This is a genomic window from Providencia sp. PROV223 (assembly GCF_028479245.1).
GTDB classification, from domain to species: Bacteria; Pseudomonadota; Gammaproteobacteria; order Enterobacterales; family Enterobacteriaceae; genus Providencia; species Providencia rettgeri.
This window is the reverse complement of the sequence record NZ_JAMPNG010000020.1, coordinates 51,163-73,743: the sequence shown is the minus strand read 5'-3', so window position 1 is coordinate 73,743 and position 22,581 is coordinate 51,163. Positions and strand designations below refer to the sequence as shown.

Below are 22,581 nucleotides of genomic sequence, written 5' to 3'. Positions count from 1 at the left end.
ACATTGCAGTCTTTGTATTATTATTCGGGTGTGTAGATTTGGGTAATTTAACATATTTTTAATAGACGGTTGCTATGATTGTTTTCTCTTCACTCCAAATTCGCCGAGGTGTTCGTGTCCTACTGGACAATGCCACTGCGACTATTAACCCCGGCCAAAAAGTTGGTTTAGTGGGTAAAAACGGCTGCGGTAAATCGACGCTTCTTGCGTTATTAAAAGGCGAATTACAAGCTGAAGCAGGTTCTGCAACCTTCCCAAGCAATTGGTCTATGGCATGGGTGAACCAAGAAACTCCCGCGCTTGATGTACCCGCTCTTGAATATGTGATTGATGGTGATCGCGAGTTCCGAGCCTTAGAACAAAAACTTCAGCAAGCCAATGAAAAAAATGATGGCCATGCCATCGCAGTAGTTCATGGGCAGCTTGATGCGATTGATGCATGGACCATTCGTTCTCGCGCCTCCAGTTTGCTACATGGCTTAGGTTTCAGCCAAGCACAGCTAGATTCCCCAGTAAAATCATTTTCGGGTGGATGGCGGATGCGTTTGAACCTCGCGCAGGCACTGCTTTGCCGTTCTGACCTGTTGTTACTCGATGAGCCAACCAACCACCTTGATTTAGACGCGGTCATTTGGTTAGAAAAGTGGTTAAAAAGCTACCAAGGCACCCTGATTTTGATTTCCCATGATAGGGATTTCCTCGACCCGATTATTGATAAAGTGCTGCATATCGAACAAGAAACCATGTTCGAATATACGGGTAACTATTCTTCTTTTGAGCGCCAACGTGCGACAAAACTCGCCCAACAGCAAGCGTTGTATGAAAGCCAACAAGCTAAAGCTGCGCATTTACAAAGTTATATTGACCGCTTTAGAGTGCAAGCCACCAAAGCCAAGCAAGCACAAAGCCGCATTAAGATGCTTGAAAGAATGGAAATGGTCGCACCGGCTCATGTGGATAACCCATTCCATTTTTCATTCCGCAAACCAGAAAGCTTACCGAATCCATTACTAAAAATGGAAAAAGTCAGCGCAGGCTACGGTGAAAAGGTCATTTTACAATCCATCAAACTGAACTTAGTCCCGGGGTCACGCATTGGTCTGCTCGGGCGTAACGGCGCAGGTAAATCAACTTTAATCAAAATGTTAGCTGGCGACTTACCTCCATTACAGGGAGAAATTTCCCTCGCAAAAGGGATTAAACTCGGTTATTTCGCCCAGCACCAATTAGAGTATTTGCACCCTGAAGAATCCCCCTTGCAGCATCTTGCTCGCCTTGCCCCTGAGCAAACTGAGCAGCAATTACGTGACTATTTAGGTGGTTTCGGTTTTAAAGGTGACCAAGTTACTGACCCAAGTGGCCGTTTTTCTGGTGGAGAAAAAGCGCGCTTAGTTCTCTCTTTAATCGTCTGGCAGCGCCCTAATTTACTGCTGCTCGATGAACCAACTAACCACTTGGACTTAGATATGCGCCAAGCGCTTACTGAAGCCTTAATGGCCTTCGAAGGCGCTTTAGTTGTCGTTTCCCATGATAGGCATTTATTGCGCACCACGACCGATGAACTGTATTTAGTCCACGGCGGTTCTGTAGAGCAGTTTGATGGTGATTTAGAAGATTACCAACAATGGCTAGCTGAGCAAAACAAGCTCGAATTACAGCAAGTGCGTGATCAACAAGAGAAAGATAAACCAGCAGCCGCTGCAACGGTGACGGCACAAGATAGAAAAGATCAAAAACGTCGTGAAGCTGAATTTCGTCAGTTAACTCAGCCTATCCGTAAAAAAATTACGGAATTGGAAAAGCAGATGGATAAACACTCTCATGCCCTGAGTGAGCTTGAAGCAAAACTTTCTGATGCAGCCATCTATGAACAAGATAAAAAAGCCGAATTGACGGAATGTTTGAAAAAACAAACTGAACACAAAGCAGCGCTTGAAGATGTGGAAGTGGAGTGGATGGAATTGCAAGAGCAGTTAGAAACCATGACTAGTGAGTTTGAATTAAATTAATTCGTTATAAAACATCACAATCCATTAAAATCACGAAAAGCTATCTTTTGATAGCTTTTCGTTTTTATCATCACTGAATCTTATTCTTTCACACACATCACATAATACTGGCCATCAATAATTTCAGTGCCTTCGGTTTCGTGTTCAAAACCAGGGAATTCGCTATCCCATGCTTGAAGACTATGTAAATAGCCGATATGTGGGCTATTTTTATCGCCAAAGCTTTCCCCCGATAACAACATTGGGATACCCGGTGGATAGGGAATAATCGAGTTAGCAGCAATACGCCCGGCGAGTTTATCTAAAGGAACCGACTCAACACGGTTAGCAACAATTTCTTGGTAGGCATCGCGCGGGCTCATCATCACTGCAGGGAGTTGTTCATAAGCCTGATTTAGTTGGCCTCCAGGGTTATTTTTTTGTAGATACACAAACATTTTATTCCCTAAATCACGTAGCCCCATCTCACTATAGATCTCAGGAGCCGCTTCAACCACTTCAGGCAATACCTTTTTCAGTGCCGTATTATTGTCATAGTGGCGCTTAAACGACAGCAGCGCATTGACCAATGTCCCCCATTTTCCTTTCGTAATTCCCATCGAAAACAAGAACATAATTTGGAAATCGGTCGTACGGGTTGGCACAATACCATAATGATTTAACCAAGCTGTGACTAAAGCAGCAGGAACTCCGCTATCCAGTAATTTACCGTCATCTCCCATCCCTGGCGACAAGATACTTACCTTAATTGGGTCAAGCATCGCCCAATTTTCAGGGATATCTTTAAAACCATGCCATTTATCTTCAGGATTCATCACCCAGCAGCTTTGCTCTTTCATCAACAGTTCAACAGGGGCATCTTCAAATGCATAGCGTTTACCTGTTGCTGGGTCTTTCACCATTTCTTGATTCCATGGTTTGAAGAACCACTCATCATCATTGATAAATTCTTTGTATAGGAAGCCCAGTGATTGACGGAAGTCGATGGCTTCACGGATGACTTCATCAGTGAGTGAACGCCCACTGTTGCCGTCCATCATATCTGCGGCAATATCATTCGAGGCACAAATTGCATATAGCGGCGAGGTGGTCGCATGCATATGATAAGCTTGGTTAAAACGATTAAAATCAATCGCATTACGGCCATTTCGGACGTGGATAAATGAAGCTTGTGAAAGTGCATTCAATAATTTATGCGTAGAGTGAGTCGCAAAAACGGTAGGTTCATCGTCTTTTCTAGGGTCATCACGCATCGCAAAGTGGTCACGGTAGATAGGGTTAAAGCGCGCGTAGCCGTACCATGCCTCATCAAAATGGATTCTATCCAATGATTCATCAAGCAAATCCTGAACTTTGCGTGCGTGATAGCATACGCCATCGTAAGTACAGTTAGTTACTACACTATATGCGGGACGTTTGCCAATTTTATCCGAAGTTAATGGGTTTTTAGCGATTTTTTCAGTAATCGCTTCCGGTGTCATCTCTTGAGGGTAAATAGGGCCAATAATGCCATAACGATTACGGCTTGGCGTCATATAAACCGGTTTTGCTCCAGTTAAAATCAAACCTTGCTCAATAGATTTGTGGCAGTTACGGTCAATGACAACAACGTCATCATCCGTCATACAAGCTTGCATAATCGTTCGGTTCGAACCTGATGTTCCCACGACTACTGAATAAGATTGGTCAGCACCAAAAATACGGGCGGCATTTCTTTCACATTCACCAAATGCGCCGGTATGGTCTAACAGTGACCCCACGGCAACTCGCTCGATACCAATATCGGTACGAAACAAGTTTTCTCCAAAGAAATCATGATAAATGCGGCCCGCCGGGGTTTTGGTGAACCCAACACCGCCCTGATGACCCGGTGCTGCCCATGAATATTCATGTACATCACTGTATTTAATCAAGCTTTTCATCAAAGGGGGCAATAAATTAGCGCGGTAACGGATTATCGCGGCAAGAACTCGGCCTGCGATAAAATCAGCGGAGTCTTCTAAAATCCAAGCAAACTCATCAACTTGCTCCATCATTTTGCGGTCGAATGCCGTCAAAGCTTCTTCACGATCACTTAATAAAAATACAGGCACATCTTCTTGTCTGCGATGAAGTTGGGTAATTAATTGATGTGCCTGAGTTTGTTCTTGCTTGTCTGACATATCTCGGCCATATAACAAGCAATCAATACTGGTATTTGATCGAATGTATGCCATCCCATCTTCAAAATTACGAATGATCACGGTTTCTACGTGCTCATCTTTAAGTTCACTAGCAAGTCTTGCTACAGCATGGCTAATCACGGAGTCGTCATCGGTTAATTCCGTATAAACTATGAGTGCTCTCATCAATAACTCCCTTTTAACTTTTTAAAATCAAAATACTGATAATATTAGTCTTAACGTAAATAAGGTTTGATTGCAAAGTTATCGATGAGGATTCAAGCCACTAATCACTCATCTAATTTATTAATCACTACTCTTGCATTCATAACTAACGACTTTGCTTTCGCTTCTCGCCGTTGCAATAACGCCATAAAAATCAGGTCAGTAAGCGTATTTTGTGCGGTTCTTGAAGAAATTGATGAACTACGCCATTCATCTTCCTCCGCAATACTTTCAAGAACATAATCAGCAATTTGCCCCAGTGGTGAATCACAGTCACGCGTAATCGCAATGACACATGCCCCTTGCTTACGTGCAATATTCGCTGCTGTTAGCATGTCTTTACGCTTCCCTGTAAAAGAAATAACGATTTGTACATCATGAGCATTGAGAGTGAGTGCCGCCGCAATTTGCACATGATGGTCTGACTCCACGAGCGTTGTGATACCAATTTTTTGTAATTTATAACTTAAATCTTTTGCAGTTAAGCCTGACCCACCAATACCGACAATTTGCACTCTCTGTGATTGGTCTATTCGCTCAACAATGCGTTCAAACTGTCTGAAATCAATTAATTTTGTTGTTTCTGTAATTGAATGATTTTTCTCCATTGCCAATTTCTGAGCAACAACCATCAAGTTATCATCAGGTGCAATGCGGTTATGTAAAGCGGAATGAGGTGCTCCCTCTTTCAGTTGCTGGCGTCCAATAATCTCACTAAGTGCAAGTTTCAAGGCGGGATACCCCTTCACCCCGACTTTTTGACTAAACTTAACGATGGCAGATTGGCTGACATCTAAAATTTCTGCTAATTGCTGAGACGATAAATTCAGTACATTTTCGGGATTTTCAAGGATAAATTGTGCAATTTTACGTTGATTTTCTGCTAATCGCGGTAGTGAGTAAGTAATGATGTCCAATAATGTCATGGTGACCTCTAATAATAGTTGTAATAGCCAGACCTATAGATAAAAAAATAATAATAAATTATTCCTCAACCAAGTCACTGATACCTGATAAATAATACTTACAATTCAAAGAGTCGTAACTTTAGCCTGTAAAATAAATCACAAAATATTCTTGTATATTCACAAGATAGAATAGATAGCACCGTGATACTAGTCACATATAAGGAATAAATAATTCCTTAATATTAGCCCAATAACTGATCTAGGAGCAATTTTTATGACTATCGACTTAAGCAAAATGGTAACTGAAAGCCGTAATGCAGCCAGTACTAATATCGACCAACTATCAACAGCTGAAATGCTAAAGGTCATTAATAATGAGGACAAACTCGTTCCGTTAGCGGTTGAAAAAGTGCTCCCTGAAATTGCTCAACTGGTTGATAAAGTTGCAGAAGCCTTTTTAAAAGGCGGTCGTCTGATTTACTCAGGCGCAGGAACCTCTGGCCGTTTAGGAATTCTTGATGCCAGTGAGTGCCCGCCGACTTATGGAACGCCCCATGAGCAAGTTGTTGGTTTAATCGCCGGTGGTCATCAGGCTATCTTCCGTGCCGTAGAAAATGCAGAAGATAAACCTGAACTGGGCGAACAAGACCTTAAAGATATTCAATTCAATGATAATGATGTGTTAGTGGGTATCGCAGCGAGTGGCCGAACACCTTATGTATTAGGAGCTTTAGCATACGCGAATACTGTTGGTGCAACCACAGCTGCCATTAGCTGTAACCCAAATAGCCCAATTGCCAATGCCGCAGATATTGCTATCACTCCCGTTGTCGGTGCAGAAGTTGTCACAGGTTCTTCACGTATGAAAGCAGGAACTGCACAAAAATTGGTACTCAATATGATCACCACTGGGGCAATGATCCGCATCGGAAAGGTGTTTGGTAATTTAATGGTTGATGTTGAAGCGACAAACGCCAAACTCATTGAAAGACAAACAAAAATTGTGATGGAAGCGACCGACTGTGACCGAACTACTGCAGAAACCGCCCTTCAACAATGTAATCGACACTGCAAAACTGCCATTTTAATGGTGCTATCGGGCTTGAATGCCGATGATGCACGTCAACTGCTCTTAGACAACAACGGTTTTATTCGTACGGCACTCAATATGGCCTCATCCGCCTAATTTGCGGATTTTAATGGGATAAATAGTATGGCTAAAATAACAATAGAAATGATACAGCAGGTCCTACAACACGTTGGAGGACGCCGTAATATTAAATTAGCGGGTAACTGTATGACCCGTTTGCGGCTCACACTCAACGATGACCAACTAGTCGATAAGGCTGCACTCAAACAAATCGCAGGGGTGCTTGGTGTCATTGAGAGTGATGAACAGCTGCAAGTGATCCTTGGCCCGGGTAAAGCACAAACTGCCGCAGACTTAATGAACCAACTGTTGGATAGTGGTGAAGAGGATAGCCATGAGGCAACAACCCAGCCTCAGGATTTAAACGACATTGCATCCGCAAATAAGCAGCAACTGAAAAAGAAACAAACCAGTGCCGTTCACCGGTTTTTATCCAAATTTGCCACGATATTTACACCGTTAATTCCGGGCTTTATTGCTGCCGGCCTACTATTAGGCTTTGCAACTCTAGCGAAACAAACCTATTTCCCAGCAGGGCTTCCAACAAAGCCTGAAGAGCAGACCCTACTCGTACATACTATTTTATATATGTCAGTATTTAGCAAAGGGCTGTTTAGCTTTCTAAGCATTCTCATTGGTTATAATACTCAAAAAGCCTTTGGCGGTAGCGCGGTAAATGGTGCCATCATTGCTTCACTGTTTGTTCTTGGATATAACCCTGAAATAGCCAAAGGGTTCTATTCTGACATGAATAGCTTTTTCGGGTTGGCTATCGACCCAAGAGGTAACATTATTGGGGTATTGATTGCGTGTATTTTTGGCGCATGGGTTGAAAAACAGGTACGCAAAATTATCCCAGCTAACCTTGATATGATTTTAACCTCAACAATTACCTTATTAATTGTTGGTGCTGCTGTGTTTATCTTTATCATGCCTATTGGGAGCTGGTTATTCTCTGGCATGTCATGGCTGTTTGTTCATTTAAGCAGCAACCCATTCGGAACTGCCATACTTGCTGGGCTATTCTTAATTGCAGTCATGTTTGGCGTGCACCAAGGTTTTGTTCCGGTATATATGGCACTCGTTGAAACTCAAGGTTTTAACTCACTCTTCCCTATCCTAGCGATGGCAGGTGGTGGCCAAGTTGGTGCAGCAATGGCGTTGTATGTTAAAGCCGCAAAAGATTCGGTGTTACGCAATCAGATTCGTGGGGCTATCATTCCAGGTTTCTTAGGTGTCGGTGAACCACTTATTTACGGTGTCACTCTTCCGCGGATGAAGCCATTTGTCACCGCATGTTTAGGTGGTGCCGCAGGCGGTTTCTTTGTTGGGCTAGTGGCTTGGATGGGTTTACCGGTTGGTTTGAATACCGTCTTTGGCCCTTCTGGCTTAGTCGCTATCCCAATGATGACGTCAGCTGATGGGGTGTTCCCTGGAATGTTAGTTTATGTGGGCGGGTTATTCACATCCTACTTATTCGGTTTTATTTTTACTTATTTTTTCGGAACTAAGAACGTCGATTTAGACTAATCGCCTCCCTTACATGTAAAAAGCAGCCCATGGGCTGCTTTTTGATGAGTCATATAAACTGCACTTTTATCAGAAAATCATTCCAACCAAATCAGGGGAACGCACAAAGCCGTTAAAATCCCCATTACCCAGTTAAAAATAAACCAAGCACGGCGGCTACGCAAAAATAGGCTGATTAATGAACCAAACCCCATCCAGATTAAACCCGCCACTAAGTTAACCACCACAAATGCGATACTCATCATTAAAATAGATTGAGTAAATAACTCACCGGGTAAGCTAAATCCCCCTACGGCTCCCAAACCCATCATCCATGCTTTCGGGTTTAAAAACTGCAATAAGCCACCTTGATACCAAGTCACGCTTTTCGCAACTTCGCTATTCGTCTTCAGTGGTGCATAATTTGCCGTCGCTGTTTTCCATGCGAGCCATAACAGGTAGATGCTTCCGGCGACTTTTAAGGCGATATGAATCGCAGGATAGAGCAATAAAAGTGCAGCAATACCGAATGCAGAAAGATAAAGTATGGACTGCATGCCTAACATAATACCAAGGCATAATATAATCGTATGGCGAAAACCGTAGTTTGCTGCACTTGATGTTAGCAACATATTGTTAGGGCCGGGTGTGACTGCTGCAATGAATAAAAACGTAAAAAGAGAAAAAATCAGCCCCAGTGTCATTTATAATTTAGCCTCAAACTCAAATTTGTTTACTTGCATCACAAAAAAATAACAGTATGTTATGTGACTCACAAGAGTCTCCATTAAATAAAAATAAGGCTATGTCAGAAAACTTTCGTCCAATAAGTTGGGCTAAAAATCCACACCTCCAAACATTACTGCCAAGGATTTTCCGTAGAACACCGAAAATCAAACCTATATGGCAACGGCTTGAATTGCCTGATGGCGATTTTATCGATCTCGCTTGGAGTGAAAAACCCGAGCTAGCAGCGCATAAGCCACGATTAGTGATTTTCCATGGTCTAGAAGGTAATTTTAAAAGCCCTTACGCTCACGGAATGCTAGAAACTGCCCAAAAACATGGTTGGTTGGGTGTGATTATGCATTTTCGCGGTTGTAGTGGTGAACCCAATCGCCAACAGCGAATTTACCATTCAGGTGAAACCAGTGATGCTCGCTATTTTCTCCGCTGGTTGAAACAAACCTATGGTGATGCGCCAACCGCCGCAGTTGGTTATTCTCTTGGTGGCAATATGTTAGCCTGCTATTTAGCTGAAAGTGGCCAAAATGCAGATGTCGATGCGGGTGTTGTTGTTTCTGCTCCTTTGATGTTAGAAGCCTGCTCTTTACGCATGGAAAAGGGCATTTCTCAGTTTTATCAACGTTACTTACTAAATGGCTTGAAACGCAATGCCACCCGGAAATTAGTCCGTTATCCAGGCTCATTACCCTTAAACCTCTTACAATTGAAGCAGCTTAAGCGGATCCGTGAGTTTGATGATGTGATTACTGCTCGTATTCATGGATTTGATGATGCGACAGATTATTATCAAAAATGCAGTGCATTACCCAAGTTAGCTTATATCACTAAACCAACGTTAATTATTCACGCCAAAGATGACCCATTTATGGCGCCTGAAGTTGTTCCTGATTTATCATTTTTACCCCACAATGTGGAATACCAAATGACAGAACATGGCGGGCACGTCGGCTTTGTGAGCGGTACATTGAGAAAACCGCAAATGTGGTTAGAAAGCCGTATTCCTCAATGGCTAACCCCTTATTTAGATAAGGAAATAATGTGATTATTCCTTGGCAAGAACTTGAGCCTGAAACATTGGAAAACCTGATTGAGAGCTACGTATTGCGTGAGGGAACCGACTACGGCTCCCATGAAAAAAGCCTGCAAGATAAGGTTAACGATGTGAAACGGCAGTTAGTTTCTGGCGAAATTGTGCTAGTCTGGTCTGAATTGCATGAATCGGTTAATTTCATGCCTAAGGGAAGTTTTTCTGTATGATGTTTTTATTCCATGGTTCATTTTTACGTCATCTTTTGTCATAAAAAAAGTTGCGTGTTTTCCAACATAATCATGTCGTAAAACCATCAAATAAGGCTCACAACCCTAACACCCGTTAATCCGCTTCATGCACTATTGATTAAAATAGTGCTCATAAGCGCAGCACAGGGAGTCCACGATGTCTAAAAAGCACCCAATCATTGCTATCACCGGTTCAAGCGGGGCTGGCACAACGTCAACTAGCCAAGCATTTCGTAAAGTCTTTCATCAATTAAATATCCAGCCTGCAACATTAGAAGGGGATAGTTTTCACCGCTATACACGCCCTGAAATGGATATGGCTATCCGAAAAGCCAGAGAACAAGGCCGGCACATCAGTTACTTTGGCCCCGAAGCGAATGATTTTGCTTTGCTTGAACAAACCTTAGTTGACTATGCAAAAACGGGTTGTGGGCAATCCCGTAAATATCTACATACTTATGATGAAGCGGTACCTTATGGCTTGCAGCCCGGGACATTTACCCCTTGGGAACCGCTGCCAGATAAAACGGATATTTTGTTTTATGAGGGGCTACATGGCGGTGTTGTCACACCGGAACATAATGTCGCACAACACGTTGATTTACTTGTCGGTGTTGTCCCTATAGTCAACCTAGAATGGATCCAAAAATTAATCCGTGATACGACAGAGCGAGGGCACTCCCGTGAAGCCGTTATGGACTCTGTCGTGCGTTCTATGGGCGACTATATTAATTACATCACGCCACAATTTTCTCGCACTCACATCAATTTTCAACGCGTTCCAACGGTAGACACCTCTAACCCATTTTCGGCTAAAGCTATTCCATCACAAGATGAAAGCTTTATTGTGATCCGTTTTCGTGGGCTAGAACAAATTGATTTCCCCTATTTGCTATCAATGATATCTGGCTCTTTCATTTCTGCAATGAATACAATTGTCGTCCCCGGAGGAAAACTAGGTTTAGCCATGGAATTAATTATGGCGCCAATAGTCGAAAAACTAATTAATCAAAAGAACAACAATTAAATTATTTTTTGATTAATAAATAAGATGCTTATCATTAATTAAGGTAAGCATCTTTTAATTCAAATATACCAATAAAAATTAAATTTATTTTTAGTTTTTTATTTCAAAGCTATGTGTGACTTCCACGGTTTTCTCTAACATCAATGCGACTGAACAATATTTTTCAGCAGAAAGTTGAACAGCTCGTTCGACCGCTTTTTCCGTTAATTCATTCCCTGTTACAATAAAATGTAAATGGATTTTCACAAAATAACGAGGGGCTTCTTCGCGACGCTGTGAGGTTAATTTCACCTCACAATCCGTAATATCATAGCGGCCTTTCTGTAGAATCGAAACGACATCAATCGCGCTGCAACCACCCGCTGCCATTAGCACCATTTCCATTGGGCTTGGGGCTTTATCACCTGCATTACCGTCCATCATCACTTGGTGCCCAGACGCTGACTCCCCTAGAAAAGAAAGTCCTTCAACCCACTTAACTCTTGCTTCCATTATATTTCCCCTTGAAATGAAATCGGTTTAAAGGCTACATTGTTCCATAGATGCGATGAATGTTATATCAACTTTATTTGGCTGAAGCGATACAGGGAAGACTTTCTTTATTGGATATGCTACAAACAATACTTAGTTGATAGGATTAAGATCAAAACTCAAAGGTTTAATTGATCATATTATAGTGTTGATATCAATTTGCGTTACCCAAAGCAATCAAAAACGCTGAAGCAATCAGCTGTTAGATTATTTAAAGGTATATAAGGCAAATTAATATGCTAAGCTAGTGACTTTAAAGCCAGCCTTTCTAGTATGTTTTTCTGAATGGCTGCAATAACATACAGAGGATAACGCTAATGGTTCTCGGCAAGCCACAAACAGACCCTACTCTTGAATGGTTTTTGTCACACTGCCATATTCATAAATATCCATCCAAGAGCACTCTTATCCATCAGGGTGAGAAAGCAGAAACCCTTTACTATATCGTTAAAGGTTCGGTGGCTGTTTTAATTAAAGATGAAGAAGGCAAAGAAATGATCCTCTCTTACCTGAATCAGGGGGATTTCATTGGTGAGCTTGGGTTATTTGAAGAAGGGCAAGAACGTACTGCGTGGGTTAGAGCCAAAATAGCCTGCGAAGTTGCTGAAATTTCTTACAAAAAATTCCGTCAATTAATTCAGGTAAACCCTGATATTTTAATGCGCCTTTCTGCGCAAATGGCTAGTCGTCTACAAACAACATCTGAGAAAGTCGGTAACCTCGCATTCTTGGACGTTACAGGGCGTATTGCTCAAACTCTATTAAACTTAGCTAAACAGCCTGATGCAATGACACACCCAGACGGTATGCAAATCAAAATTACTCGTCAGGAAATAGGCCAAATCGTGGGTTGTTCCCGTGAAACAGTCGGCCGTATTCTAAAAATGTTAGAAGACCAAAACCTGATCTCCGCACATGGTAAAACCATTGTTGTTTACGGTACTCGTTAATTAACCTTTCAGCCTGGCCACCTTTGGCTGGGCTATTATTTATCATATTAAATTGTAGTAAAATCGCTTCGTTATATTCCCCCCACCGATTACCCCTATAGAATAATAATTATTATCTTACCAATTAGGAAAATATTTATGACTATTACATTAGGCTATTTATCGGGTAATCCGACGATTTTCAAAAAAATTATTAACTCGGATGATTTTATCAAAAAAATTTTTACGGTTACCTCTTCACTGAAAAAAAGTCCACTTGATACGAATAACCAGCTAAAACCAACTCGTACCTGTAGCACTGAGAGTATTGATTCCGCCTATGAGAGCGACTTAGAAGAAACCAATAATATTAAGTGTTTAAGCACTGGTGAATTTTACGAAAAAGTCAATCAATTGAAAGTTAAGCTATACGGAAAATATTCATCTACTTTTCTTTCTGAGCAAAGTACAGACTCATTAATAAAAGAAAATAGAGTTATTCTTGACCAATACAAAGAACTCCCCAAAAAAAATGCTGAATATGCTGATTTTTTATATCGAGATATTAAAATTCCTGGCATTAACAATAAAAGCCTACAAGAAAAAAAAGAGATTATAAAAAAATTTGCATTACCTAAACCTCTAACTAATAAAAATGGTTCAATGCTTCCTTTAAAAAAACAATTCATTCAAGAGTCTATTCGTCATATCACACTACCTTCTGTAGGTGTAAAATATAAAACAGAAAGCAAATTTAATAAGAAATTAGTTTATATACATTACAAAACTTGTGAAGAAAATCGGCCTAATCAAAGAATCACCTCTTTGCCAAAAACCACTTTTGAGTTCAAGGGAAATATACCGCAAACAAAGTCATCATTACTAAGAGCACAACGAATAAAAGAACATTATAATTTATCGAGTAAAATTACCACACAGAAAACCAGCCTTAGCAAAGATAACTTAGTAAAAAATAAAATTTTAGTTAATAGTTCTGATTTATTAAAAATAATAGAAAAAGAATACCAATTGACCCAAGAAATGAATAACCATATAAAAATAATCGCTGAAATAGACGCCCAAATGAAGACTAACTCTCAATTACTAGCACTTTACAAGTCACCAATAATAAAATAAGTAAAATCGACTTATTATTCAATTAATTAAAATATTTGCATTGGCTAGAACAAATCCAAACACAAATATCACACACATGTAAATAAATAATCATAAACATCGATTTATTATATTAATTAACCTAAAAACAACCCAAAATAGCATTAATTGATAATTAAGGATCTCTCATGCACATAGACACCATCAATAGAAATGTAAGCAATCCCATCTTTAAAAAAAACATAGCATTAGAAATAGCGGAAAATTATTTTCCAATAATTAAGAAAATACGTAATACTAGATTGAATAATTTCATTCATTTATTTAGTTTTAACAAAAAAAACAAAGTAAATATGGATTCAAAGTTTTACTTAGAGTTAAAAAAAATAGAAACCAAAAAAAATGAGAATAACTCACGATTAAAAGTCGAATTAAATCAAAATAAAATAATATCATTAGAAAATGAACTACTTAAAAAGTCGTTTGAAATATCCCCAACAGTAAAAAACATTAAAGATGAAATTAATAGAAAAATAAGTAACGCATTAAAAATAGACAAGCCCTATGTAGAAGAATTAGTCAACAATAAAATAATTAAAGAACAGAATGACCTAATAGACTATTACACATACCATATTAAAAATATAGAATTAATTGAAACTAAAGAACAATTAAAAAATGATATATACAAATTAAAATCAGAGATAAAAAACGAGTCAAAAATAAGAGGGATTGCTTATCTTGAAAAAAAACATGCAATATTAGAGTCATCATATAAAGAGATAGAAAATACATTTGAGGTGGAAGACCAAAATGAAAATTTAAAATCATTAATTAATTTACAATCTATCATTAAAAATTTATTAATTAAAGAATTAGATGATGTTAAAAGCAAAATTCATAATATAACATTAGATAATTACAGCGAAAAAAATTTAATGGCCTATGATGAAGATGGCACACCTATTTATCATGATGAGGACCATAACTTTGATTTTGATGACGAATTAACTTTTTTAGCGAAGCCCGAAACCAATGAAATGGAAGATTCGTCATTAGTTAAAACACTAAGACTCGAAAATAGAGAATCAAAAAACTTGCTAGAGGAGTTAAGCAATAACTATTTAACTCTGCTTGATAAATTCCACCATAGGTCACACGAATACATTCTAAATACAATAACTCTTACTGACGTACCTCTAGATGATTTATCTACAAATGAAGAAACTATCGTCAAGCAGCCAAGTGAAATTAAACAAAAAACAATAGATAGTAAAGAGAACGTCACGGCAAAAAATACACAGAACAATCGTAGTTTAATGCAGAAAAAAACAGTTGTGAATTATTCACATTCCCATAACAGTCAATGTCTGGCTGCTGGCATCACCATATCCAGCACACCAGAACAATTGCAACAAAAACAAATAGAATTAAAAGCGAAAAATACAATAAAAATATCTGGCCGAAATAGAACGTAATATTAACGATACAAGTTGCAGAGACAGAAATGTCTCTGCAACTTTTCAATAAACCACTAATTCAATAACTTACCAATCGCCGTTTCTAATTTCGCCATCCCACTATTAATTTCTTCCTCAGAAATAATCAGTGAAGGCGTAAAACGTAAAACATTCGTGCCAGCATTGAGCATCATCAGGCCTTCTACTGCACTAGCTTGCAGGATATCTTTCGAACGATTCAATAGTTTGCCGTCTAATTCAGCGCCAATTAATAACCCCATTCCTCTGATCTCAGAAAAAATGTGATATTTATCATTCAGTTTATTTAAATGAGCGACAAATAATTCACGACGCTTTTCGACACCATTTAATACTTCCTCAGTATTAATAATATCAAACGCCGCATTACCTACTGCGCACGCTAAGGGATTGCCACCATAGGTGGTGCCGTGCGAGCCCACTTCCATGGTTTTTGCCACTTCTTCAGTGGTGATCATTGCACTAATAGGGAAACCGCCACCCAATGCTTTTGCTGTGGTTAGAATATCGGGAGTGACATTGTAGTGCATATAAGAGAATAATTTACCTGTACGCCCCATACCGCTTTGTACTTCATCAAAAATCAACAATGCATTATTTTCATCACACAGCTTACGAACTCCTTGCAGAAATTCCGCTGTTGCTGCGGTGACGCCACCTTCACCTTGTACTGGCTCAAGAACAACTGCGCAGGTATTTTCATCAATCACCGCTTTGACAGCATCAAGGTCATTAAATGGCACATGAATAATATCCGCAGGCTTTGGCCCAAAACCATCCGCATATTTCGCTTGCCCACCAACCGAAACGGTAAATAATGTGCGTCCGTGGAAAGCTTGTTTGAAAGCGATAATCTTAGTTTTATAGGGGCTGTATTTAGTAATAGCGTAGCGGCGTGCTAATTTAAACGCAGCTTCGTTAGCTTCTGAGCCGGAATTCACAAAAAATGCGCGGTCAGCAAATGTCGCATTCGTGAGCTTTTGTGCTAACTTCAACGCCTGCTCGTTGGTGAAAATATTACTGACATGCCATAGCTTTTCGCTTTGTTCACGCACCGCAGCCACCAAACTAGGGTGGCAATGCCCCAAAGCAAGAACAGCGATCCCACCAGCAAAATCAATATATTCTTTACCTTGCTGATCCCAAACGCGGCTACCTTCGCCTTTAACTGGAATAAATTCCGCTGGCGAAAAAATAGGTAACATAACTTGATCAAAAGTTTGCCGATTTACTACTGGTTGCTCAGACATACCCCTCACCTGCTCTTATTTAATGCAATTATGAAAATACAAGCATTAAATATGAATAAAAAATCAAAAAAGAGCAATAGTAAAGGGCATACTATGCATAATTAATTTTTTCTGAATACGATTGCTAAATTAATATTTTAGAAAATTGTTTAGTAATTCATGGCCTTGTTCACTCAGAATGCTTTCAGGATGGAACTGAACACCTTCTATAGGTAAGGTTTTGTGCCGTATTCCCATGATTTCATCAACATCGCCATTATTCAGTGACCATGCTGATACATCAAAAGAAACAGGGAGTGTCTCTGCAGCAATCACCAACGAGTGATAGCGTGTCACTGTTAAGGGACGATTTAAGCCTTTGAATACACCTTGATGGTTATGGTGAATAGCTGAAGTTTTACCGTGCATGACTTCTCGTGCTTTGACGACTGATGCACCAAAAGCTTGCCCAATCGCTTGATGCCCTAAGCAAATACCCAAAATGGGTAATTTACCTGCAAAGTATTTTATCGCCTCAAGGGAGATGCCAGCCTCATCCGGTGTACATGGCCCAGGTGAAATCACAAGATGTGTAGGCGAAAGCTGTTCAATTTCTTCGATGGTAATTTCATCATTACGTTTTACTACAACTTCAGCCCCTAACTCACAAAAGTATTGGTATAAGTTGTAAGTAAATGAATCGTAATTATCAATAAGTAGAAGCATATTAGCCTATCCGACTGATTTTTATCATTATATATTATTTTCTTATGCATATTTTTATCATGTTGGCAATCAGAACGATGATTAAAACACCATAAAAATAATAAGGGCGGCTATCATAGCACAGCCAAAGCAGGAAAATAGCCTATTTAAGTCAATGATTGTTTTTTCTCAGAGAAAATTTCCATATAAAAATCATGGAATTATATTTACATCCCTATAACAAAGCTGTATTTTGGTTAAGAATTACTTTAAATACAATGAAATAAAAGGCTGTTAAAAAGTAGCAAGCGCTGACACATTTTAACTAACATAGTTAATGAAGAAAAACTCAAAGAGGAAGGAAAAGCGTTTTTTAAGAAAAGTGGGCACGTTAAAACAACCTACCCACAGTATTCGACACGACAGTTTTTAATGACTATCGTTTTTAATCGCTACGGTTTTTTAATCACTTCAGCAGAAATAATTGTAACCGGTTCAACTGGGACATTTTGATATGGCCCTACGTTTTCCGTTTTTACTTTAGAGATTTTATCTGCAACATCCATCCCCTTCACCACCTTACCAAATACAGCATAACCGAAGTCACGTTGGCCGTGGTCTAAGAAAGCATTATCAGCTACATTAATAAAGAATTGGCTCGTTGCGCTGTCTTTATTTGCAGTACGCGCCATAGAAATAGTACCGCGTAAATTACGTAAACCGTTATCCGCTTCATTTTTGATTGGAGCGCGGGTTTGTTTTTGCTGTAAATCTTTATTAAAGCCACCACCTTGAATCATAAAACCTGGGATTACACGGTGGAAAGTGGTTCCGTTGTAATAACCTTCATTAACATACTGAACAAAATTTTCTGTCGTAACAGGGGCTTTTTTACTATTCAGTTCTAATTCGATATCACCCGCCGACGTGACTAATTTAACATAAGTCTCACCCGCAGATAATGCAAGAGAAGATGCGCTCATTGCGCAGATGGCCAAAAGTGGCACAAAAATTCGTTTTAACATGTAAGGTCCCTTTCGTTATAGCTCATTACAACTGCAATCAAGCAATTCTAGAGTGAAGCCAACAAGAATGCTGAAGATTTACCTATATTTACGCCAAAAAATAAAAACACACCAAATGCGCTAAATTCTAGACCAATTTTAGTGAAAAACGTCATTAATAATGGTTATTTTTCTATTATTACAATTTCGCAGACTACAACACACAAAAAATAATACCTGACACCAAGGGAAAAGCGGTTAAGAGGATATTTCGAGTTGTCGGGAAGCGCTAAGCAAAGCTATAATCCTCGAGCCTTTTGAGGCTAACTCAGGGAGAAAGACAAATGGCAATTAAAAATCATAACTACCAGATGGCAAAATTTGTCATCAGTGCACCCGATATCCGTCATCTACCTAAAGATACCGGAATTGAGGTGGCTTTTGCTGGCCGTTCTAATGCGGGGAAATCCAGTGCGTTAAACGCATTAACACAGCAAAAAAGCTTAGCACGCACCAGTAAAACACCAGGAAGAACTCAGCTAATCAACCTATTTGAAGTTGAGGAAGGCGTTCGCCTTGTTGACCTTCCAGGTTATGGTTATGCCGAAGTTCCTGAAGAAATGAAACGTAAGTGGCAACAAGCACTCGGGGAATATCTCCAAAAACGCGAATGCATTAAGGGGCTTGTTGTATTAATGGATATCCGTCATCCATTAAAAGACCTCGATATGCAAATGATTGAGTGGTCTGTCGCAATGAATGTGCCAGTTCTGGTTTTACTCACTAAAGCAGACAAATTGGCTTCTGGAGCAAGAAAGAAACAGTTAATAGAAGTGCGTCAAGCACTTGCTCCACTTGAAGGGGATATTGAAGTCGAATACTTTTCAGCACTGAAAAAGATTGGTGTCGATAAACTCCGCATTAAGCTAGATAGTTGGTATAACACACCGGCTTGATTTCTTTAGTAGTGAGCCAGAAATGGTTCATTACACCCTCATACCTTCTAATTCACTGAATTTTAGATAAAAAAATGCTCCAGTCAAATACTTGACTGGAGCAGCTAATATTCAGCTAAATCCGATTACGTGAAGTAAAAGGTCTGAAAGATAGAACATCTTACCTCTGTACCCTACGCCTATTAATGTACTTTATTTTTCGCTCGAAAAAAAGCCTTTTTGTAATTTTTTTTCAAAGCTGTCTACGATTCAGCATGATAATACGAATGAAATAAGACAAAAAACGGATTTTAATTACATATTTATGAGATATATGTCGCATAAAAATGTTAATCATATCCTCAAATTTCATCATGAAATAATTGATTTATTACAGAATTATATTAAATTTCTAGTTAATAATTTCAAATGCATAATTATCTGTTATGTATTCGCTTAAACATAAAAAAACCCCCAATAACATATTGGAGGTTTTGTAGATTCAATATTGTTAAAAATTAATGGGCTTCATCCCAGTTATCGCCTATCCCCACATCCACTTTTAATGGTACATCCAATTTCATGCTTTGTTCCATTAACAATTGGACCTGAGCTTGGACACGCTCTAACTCAGATTCTTTCACTTCAAAAACCAATTCATCATGAACTTGCATTAGCATATCTGCATGTGGCTTTTCGGTTTGCAACCAATTATCAACAGCAATCATGGCTTTTTTAATGATATCCGCTGCAGTTCCTTGCATTGGTGCGTTGATCGCTTCGCGTTCCGCGGCTTTACGGCGCATCCCATTACTGGACTTAATATCTGCCAGATATAAACGGCGACCTTCGAGGGTCTCTACATAACCTTGCTCAGACGCCTGCAAGCGTGTGTTTTCCATATAACGTAATACACCAGGGTAACGTTCAAAGTAAAGATCCATATAGCGCTGCGCCTCACCACGAGGTATCCCTAATTGACGCGCTAAACCAAACGCACTCATGCCATAGATAAGCCCGAAGTTAATCGCTTTGGCACTACGGCGTTGGTCACTAGTGACTTGTTCCAGTGGTACACCAAAGACTTCAGCGGCTGTTGCTTTATGGATATCTTTCCCTTCCGCAAACGCAGTTAATAGGCCTTTATCTTGGGATAAATGCGCCATAATACGCAATTCAATTTGCGAGTAATCCGCCGCCATCACTTTATAGCCATCACGAGCAATAAAGGCTTGGCGGATCCGGCGCCCCTCTTCAGTTCTAACAGGGATATTTTGTAAGTTAGGATCTCGAGAAGACAAACGCCCTGTTGCTGTGACGGCTTGGTGGTAAGAAGTATGAACGCGCTGAGTACGCGAGTTAATCATTAGCGGCAGTTTATCCGTATACGTGGATTTTAATTTGGCTAAACTACGGTGCTCGAGCAACAATTTTGGCAATGCATGATTCAGCGCCAATTCCTCAAGCACTTCTTCATTAGTCGACGCTGCCCCACTTGGTGTTTTCTTTATCACCGGCAATTGCAATTTTTCGAATAAGATAGTTTGCAATTGTTTTGGCGAAGCGAGGTTAAACTCTTCCCCCGCAAGCTCGAAAGCCTCTTTTTCCAGCTCAGCTAAACGAGCGGTAATCACCTTTGACTGCGCAGCAAGTACGTTTGCGTCAATTAAAACACCTTTGCGTTCCATGCGGACTAACACAGGCACAAGTGGCATTTCAATATTTTGGAAAATATGATTAAGCGTTGGCTCAGCTTCTAATTGTGGGTATAACGCTTGGTGCAATAATAACGTGACATCCGCATCTTCTGCGGCATAATTAGCTGCTTCTTCTAAGGCGATTTGATTAAATGTCAGCTGTTTTTTGCCTTTACCCGCGATTTCTTCAAAGCTCACAGTTTTGTGGTTCAAATGGCGATCGGCCAAGCTGTCCATATCATGGCGCCCCATTCCCGCAACACTATTTAACACATACGATTCCAGCATGGTGTCATAGCCAATACCTTTTAATTCAATGCCGTAGTTTTCAAGAACTTCTGCATCATATTTCAAGTTCTGGCCAATTTTGAGAATTTTTTCACTCTCAAGTAAAGGTTTCATAACTTCCAAAACCTCTTCCAGAGGGAGTTGTACTGGCGCATCAAGGTAATCGTGACCTAATGGCAAATAAGCGGCATGTCCTGGCTCAATTGCAAATGACATGCCCACTAAACGGGCTTCTTGGGTATCTAAGCTATCGGTTTCAGTATCAAAAGCAAATAACGATGCCTTGCTCAGTTTTTCAACCCAGCGCTCTAAATCCGCTTTTTCTAAAATCGTTTGGTAATTTTCAGCACTCAATGTTGGCGCTGTTGGGATTGATGGCTTGGCAGCTGACGTTGCTGGCGTTGGGCTCACTTTTGTACTTGTGCCTTTCCCCTCCATCCAAGTCCCATTTTCAACATCCGTTAACCAACGTTTAAATTCATAACGGCTGAATAATTGATGTAGCTTATCCACATCTGGCTGAGCAACTTGTAACTCTTCACAGGTCTTTTCCAGCTCAACATCCGTTTTAATTGTCGCTAATTGATATGATAAAAAAGCAACATCACGGTTTTCAGCCATTTTAGGGGCTAAGGTTTTAGAGCCTCTAAAACCTAATGGAGCGATAGCTTCAAGGTCATTATAAATTGCTTCTAAGCTACCAATGCCTTGCAGTAAGGCTAGTGCTGTTTTTTCACCGACACCAGGCACGCCAGGAATGTTATCTGACGAATCCCCCATTAAGGCTAAAAAGTCGATAATAAGTTCAGGGGGCACACCGTATTTTTCTTTGACTTCATCAGGCCCTAGAATAGTGTTATTCATGGTATTAATGAGCGTAATATTAGGCTCAACTAATTGCGCCATATCTTTATCGCCCGTACTGATTAATACTGGCATACCTTTTCGGCTTGCTTCACAAGCTAATGTCCCGATGACGTCATCGGCTTCCACCCCTGAAACAACAAGTAAAGGTAACCCCATCGCTTCTACCATTTCATGCAATGGAGCGATTTGAGCGCGCAAGTCATCAGGCATAGGTGGGCGATGAGACTTATAGCTTTCGAACAATTCATCACGAAATGTTTTTCCCTTCGCATCAAAGACAACCGCTACATGGCTAGGTTTATACTGCATAATTAAACTGCGTAGCATATTAAGCACGCCATACATTGCCCCTGTAGGCTCACCAGCACTATTGGTCAGTGGAGGGAATGCATGATAAGCACGGTATAGGTAAGAGGAACCATCAACCAAAATAAGGGGGTTTTCTGCAATCTGAGCCATAATCTGTCATCATCTTTTAGTCAGGAACGAATGCTAATAGGATGCCATAATGTCGCCTCAGATACATCCCAAGTTTTATATTCCGCTTAATCGCATTGTTAAAAGCACATCAAATCATTCACGATTTCAAATACATTATTTATTACGATTAGTTAAAATTATTATTTACAATTAAATTAATCACACCAATGTACTAAATACCTGATTAACATCCTGTGGATAACCTTGTGTGTAAATTTGTGTTACTCAGTAAATTCAATAAGTAATATGATGATTAACAGTATGAACAGGAAAGTAAAATCAAAGA

At 39.8% G+C, this 22,581-nt stretch carries 19 protein-coding genes; 10 read left to right on the top strand and 9 right to left on the bottom strand.

Annotated features, from left to right (window positions below):
• Positions 1-74 precede the first annotated feature (74 nt).
• Positions 75-2,009, top strand: coding sequence for an ABC transporter ATP-binding protein (locus PR767_RS18195; RefSeq protein WP_272520721.1), 1,935 nt, complete (start codon positions 75-77; stop codon positions 2,007-2,009).
• An 80-nt stretch (positions 2,010-2,089) separates the two neighbouring features.
• Here PR767_RS18195 and adiA read toward each other — a convergent pair whose 3' ends face one another.
• A complete protein-coding gene (adiA, locus tag PR767_RS18190; protein WP_042851454.1) occupies positions 2,090-4,357 on the bottom strand; it encodes an arginine decarboxylase in 2,268 nt (755 codons plus the stop codon).
• A 104-nt stretch (positions 4,358-4,461) separates the two neighbouring features.
• Positions 4,462-5,322, bottom strand: a complete 861-nt coding sequence (locus tag PR767_RS18185) for a MurR/RpiR family transcriptional regulator (RefSeq protein WP_004265935.1) — start codon at positions 5,320-5,322, stop codon at positions 4,462-4,464.
• A 256-nt stretch (positions 5,323-5,578) separates the two neighbouring features.
• On the opposite strand from PR767_RS18185, the gene murQ reads away from it, so the two are divergent.
• Entirely contained in the window at positions 5,579-6,490 is a 912-nt protein-coding gene (gene murQ / locus PR767_RS18180; RefSeq protein WP_004265938.1) for an N-acetylmuramic acid 6-phosphate etherase, read from the top strand.
• Positions 6,491-6,517: 27 nt separating this feature from the next.
• On the top strand, positions 6,518-7,984 hold the full coding sequence (murP, locus tag PR767_RS18175) for a PTS N-acetylmuramic acid transporter subunit IIBC (protein ID WP_109912903.1): 1,467 nt from the start codon (positions 6,518-6,520) through the stop codon (positions 7,982-7,984).
• Between the two features lie 77 nt (positions 7,985-8,061).
• Here murP and PR767_RS18170 read toward each other — a convergent pair whose 3' ends face one another.
• Positions 8,062-8,667, bottom strand: a complete 606-nt coding sequence (locus PR767_RS18170; RefSeq protein WP_109912902.1) for a LysE family translocator — start codon at positions 8,665-8,667, stop codon at positions 8,062-8,064.
• Positions 8,668-8,768: 101 nt separating this feature from the next.
• Between PR767_RS18170 and PR767_RS18165 the strand changes: the two genes are divergently transcribed.
• The 3 genes from PR767_RS18165 (at position 8,769) to PR767_RS18155 (ending at position 11,015) form a co-directional block, all read left to right on the top strand.
• Positions 8,769-9,752: a hydrolase gene (locus PR767_RS18165; protein ID WP_115166421.1), complete on the top strand. Its 984-nt coding sequence runs from the start codon at positions 8,769-8,771 to the stop codon at positions 9,750-9,752.
• On the top strand, positions 9,749-9,967 hold the full coding sequence (locus tag PR767_RS18160) for a YheU family protein (RefSeq protein ID WP_004262551.1): 219 nt from the start codon (positions 9,749-9,751) through the stop codon (positions 9,965-9,967). The genes PR767_RS18165 and PR767_RS18160 overlap by 4 nt, the downstream gene beginning before the upstream one ends.
• A gap of 178 nt (positions 9,968-10,145) precedes the next feature.
• Positions 10,146-11,015 (top strand): phosphoribulokinase, encoded by an 870-nt coding sequence (locus PR767_RS18155; protein WP_004265947.1) that lies wholly within the window; start codon positions 10,146-10,148, stop codon positions 11,013-11,015.
• A 90-nt stretch (positions 11,016-11,105) separates the two neighbouring features.
• On the opposite strand, the gene PR767_RS18150 is transcribed toward PR767_RS18155, so the two are convergent.
• A complete protein-coding gene (locus PR767_RS18150; protein WP_004262554.1) occupies positions 11,106-11,507 on the bottom strand; it encodes an OsmC family protein in 402 nt (133 codons plus the stop codon).
• 356 nt (positions 11,508-11,863) lie between these two features.
• On the opposite strand from PR767_RS18150, the gene crp reads away from it, so the two are divergent.
• The 3 genes from crp to PR767_RS18135 all read left to right on the top strand — a co-directional run bounded on the left by crp (position 11,864) and on the right by PR767_RS18135 (position 15,069).
• Positions 11,864-12,496, top strand: coding sequence for a cAMP-activated global transcriptional regulator CRP (gene crp / locus PR767_RS18145; RefSeq protein ID WP_004262556.1), 633 nt, complete (start codon positions 11,864-11,866; stop codon positions 12,494-12,496).
• Between the two features lie 138 nt (positions 12,497-12,634).
• Positions 12,635-13,612 carry a hypothetical protein gene (locus tag PR767_RS18140; protein WP_272520720.1) on the top strand — a complete coding sequence of 326 codons (978 nt, stop codon included), beginning with the start codon at positions 12,635-12,637 and terminating at the stop codon, positions 13,610-13,612.
• 167 nt (positions 13,613-13,779) lie between these two features.
• Positions 13,780-15,069: a hypothetical protein gene (locus PR767_RS18135; RefSeq protein WP_272520719.1), complete on the top strand. Its 1,290-nt coding sequence runs from the start codon at positions 13,780-13,782 to the stop codon at positions 15,067-15,069.
• Between the two features lie 56 nt (positions 15,070-15,125).
• On the opposite strand, the gene PR767_RS18130 is transcribed toward PR767_RS18135, so the two are convergent.
• From PR767_RS18130 to ppiA, 3 genes are all read right to left on the bottom strand, one after another.
• The gene (locus PR767_RS18130) at positions 15,126-16,340 is read right to left on the bottom strand and encodes an aspartate aminotransferase family protein (RefSeq protein WP_272520717.1); all 1,215 of its coding nucleotides are present in this window, start codon (positions 16,338-16,340) and stop codon (positions 15,126-15,128) included.
• Positions 16,341-16,469: 129 nt separating this feature from the next.
• Positions 16,470-17,045 (bottom strand): aminodeoxychorismate synthase component II, encoded by a 576-nt coding sequence (locus PR767_RS18125; RefSeq protein WP_004265957.1) that lies wholly within the window; start codon positions 17,043-17,045, stop codon positions 16,470-16,472.
• A gap of 431 nt (positions 17,046-17,476) precedes the next feature.
• A complete protein-coding gene (gene ppiA / locus PR767_RS18120; RefSeq protein ID WP_004265959.1) occupies positions 17,477-18,049 on the bottom strand; it encodes a peptidylprolyl isomerase A in 573 nt (190 codons plus the stop codon).
• Positions 18,050-18,372: 323 nt separating this feature from the next.
• On the opposite strand from ppiA, the gene yihA reads away from it, so the two are divergent.
• Entirely contained in the window at positions 18,373-18,984 is a 612-nt protein-coding gene (yihA, locus tag PR767_RS18115) for a ribosome biogenesis GTP-binding protein YihA/YsxC (protein WP_004265967.1), read from the top strand.
• A 111-nt stretch (positions 18,985-19,095) separates the two neighbouring features.
• Here the strand turns inward: yihA and PR767_RS21290 are convergent, their stop codons facing one another.
• Together PR767_RS21290 and polA are read right to left on the bottom strand one after the other, a co-directional pair.
• Positions 19,096-19,143, bottom strand: coding sequence for a hypothetical protein (locus tag PR767_RS21290; RefSeq protein ID WP_438361642.1), 48 nt, complete (start codon positions 19,141-19,143; stop codon positions 19,096-19,098).
• A 338-nt stretch (positions 19,144-19,481) separates the two neighbouring features.
• The gene (gene polA, locus PR767_RS18110) at positions 19,482-22,274 is read right to left on the bottom strand and encodes a DNA polymerase I (RefSeq protein ID WP_272520716.1); all 2,793 of its coding nucleotides are present in this window, start codon (positions 22,272-22,274) and stop codon (positions 19,482-19,484) included.
• Between the last annotated feature and the right edge of the window lie 307 nt (positions 22,275-22,581).

What these genes read in the sequence shown, in the direction of transcription:
- PR767_RS18195 (WP_272520721.1), top strand. Translation starts at nt 75, where the DNA reads ATGATTGTTTTCTCTTCACTCCAAATTCGCCGAGGTGTTCGTGTCCTA.
- adiA (WP_042851454.1), bottom strand. Translation starts at nt 4,357, where the DNA reads ATGAGAGCACTCATAGTTTATACGGAATTAACCGATGACGACTCCGTG.
- PR767_RS18185 (WP_004265935.1), bottom strand. Translation starts at nt 5,322, where the DNA reads ATGACATTATTGGACATCATTACTTACTCACTACCGCGATTAGCAGAA.
- murQ (WP_004265938.1), top strand. Translation starts at nt 5,579, where the DNA reads ATGACTATCGACTTAAGCAAAATGGTAACTGAAAGCCGTAATGCAGCC.
- murP (WP_109912903.1), top strand. Translation starts at nt 6,518, where the DNA reads ATGGCTAAAATAACAATAGAAATGATACAGCAGGTCCTACAACACGTT.
- PR767_RS18170 (WP_109912902.1), bottom strand. Translation starts at nt 8,667, where the DNA reads ATGACACTGGGGCTGATTTTTTCTCTTTTTACGTTTTTATTCATTGCA.
- PR767_RS18165 (WP_115166421.1), top strand. Translation starts at nt 8,769, where the DNA reads ATGTCAGAAAACTTTCGTCCAATAAGTTGGGCTAAAAATCCACACCTC.
- PR767_RS18155 (WP_004265947.1), top strand. Translation starts at nt 10,146, where the DNA reads ATGTCTAAAAAGCACCCAATCATTGCTATCACCGGTTCAAGCGGGGCT.
- PR767_RS18150 (WP_004262554.1), bottom strand. Translation starts at nt 11,507, where the DNA reads ATGGAAGCAAGAGTTAAGTGGGTTGAAGGACTTTCTTTTCTAGGGGAG.
- crp (WP_004262556.1), top strand. Translation starts at nt 11,864, where the DNA reads ATGGTTCTCGGCAAGCCACAAACAGACCCTACTCTTGAATGGTTTTTG.
- PR767_RS18140 (WP_272520720.1), top strand. Translation starts at nt 12,635, where the DNA reads ATGACTATTACATTAGGCTATTTATCGGGTAATCCGACGATTTTCAAA.
- PR767_RS18135 (WP_272520719.1), top strand. Translation starts at nt 13,780, where the DNA reads ATGCACATAGACACCATCAATAGAAATGTAAGCAATCCCATCTTTAAA.
- PR767_RS18130 (WP_272520717.1), bottom strand. Translation starts at nt 16,340, where the DNA reads ATGTCTGAGCAACCAGTAGTAAATCGGCAAACTTTTGATCAAGTTATG.
- PR767_RS18125 (WP_004265957.1), bottom strand. Translation starts at nt 17,045, where the DNA reads ATGCTTCTACTTATTGATAATTACGATTCATTTACTTACAACTTATAC.
- ppiA (WP_004265959.1), bottom strand. Translation starts at nt 18,049, where the DNA reads ATGTTAAAACGAATTTTTGTGCCACTTTTGGCCATCTGCGCAATGAGC.
- yihA (WP_004265967.1), top strand. Translation starts at nt 18,373, where the DNA reads ATGGCAATTAAAAATCATAACTACCAGATGGCAAAATTTGTCATCAGT.
- polA (WP_272520716.1), bottom strand. Translation starts at nt 22,274, where the DNA reads ATGGCTCAGATTGCAGAAAACCCCCTTATTTTGGTTGATGGTTCCTCT.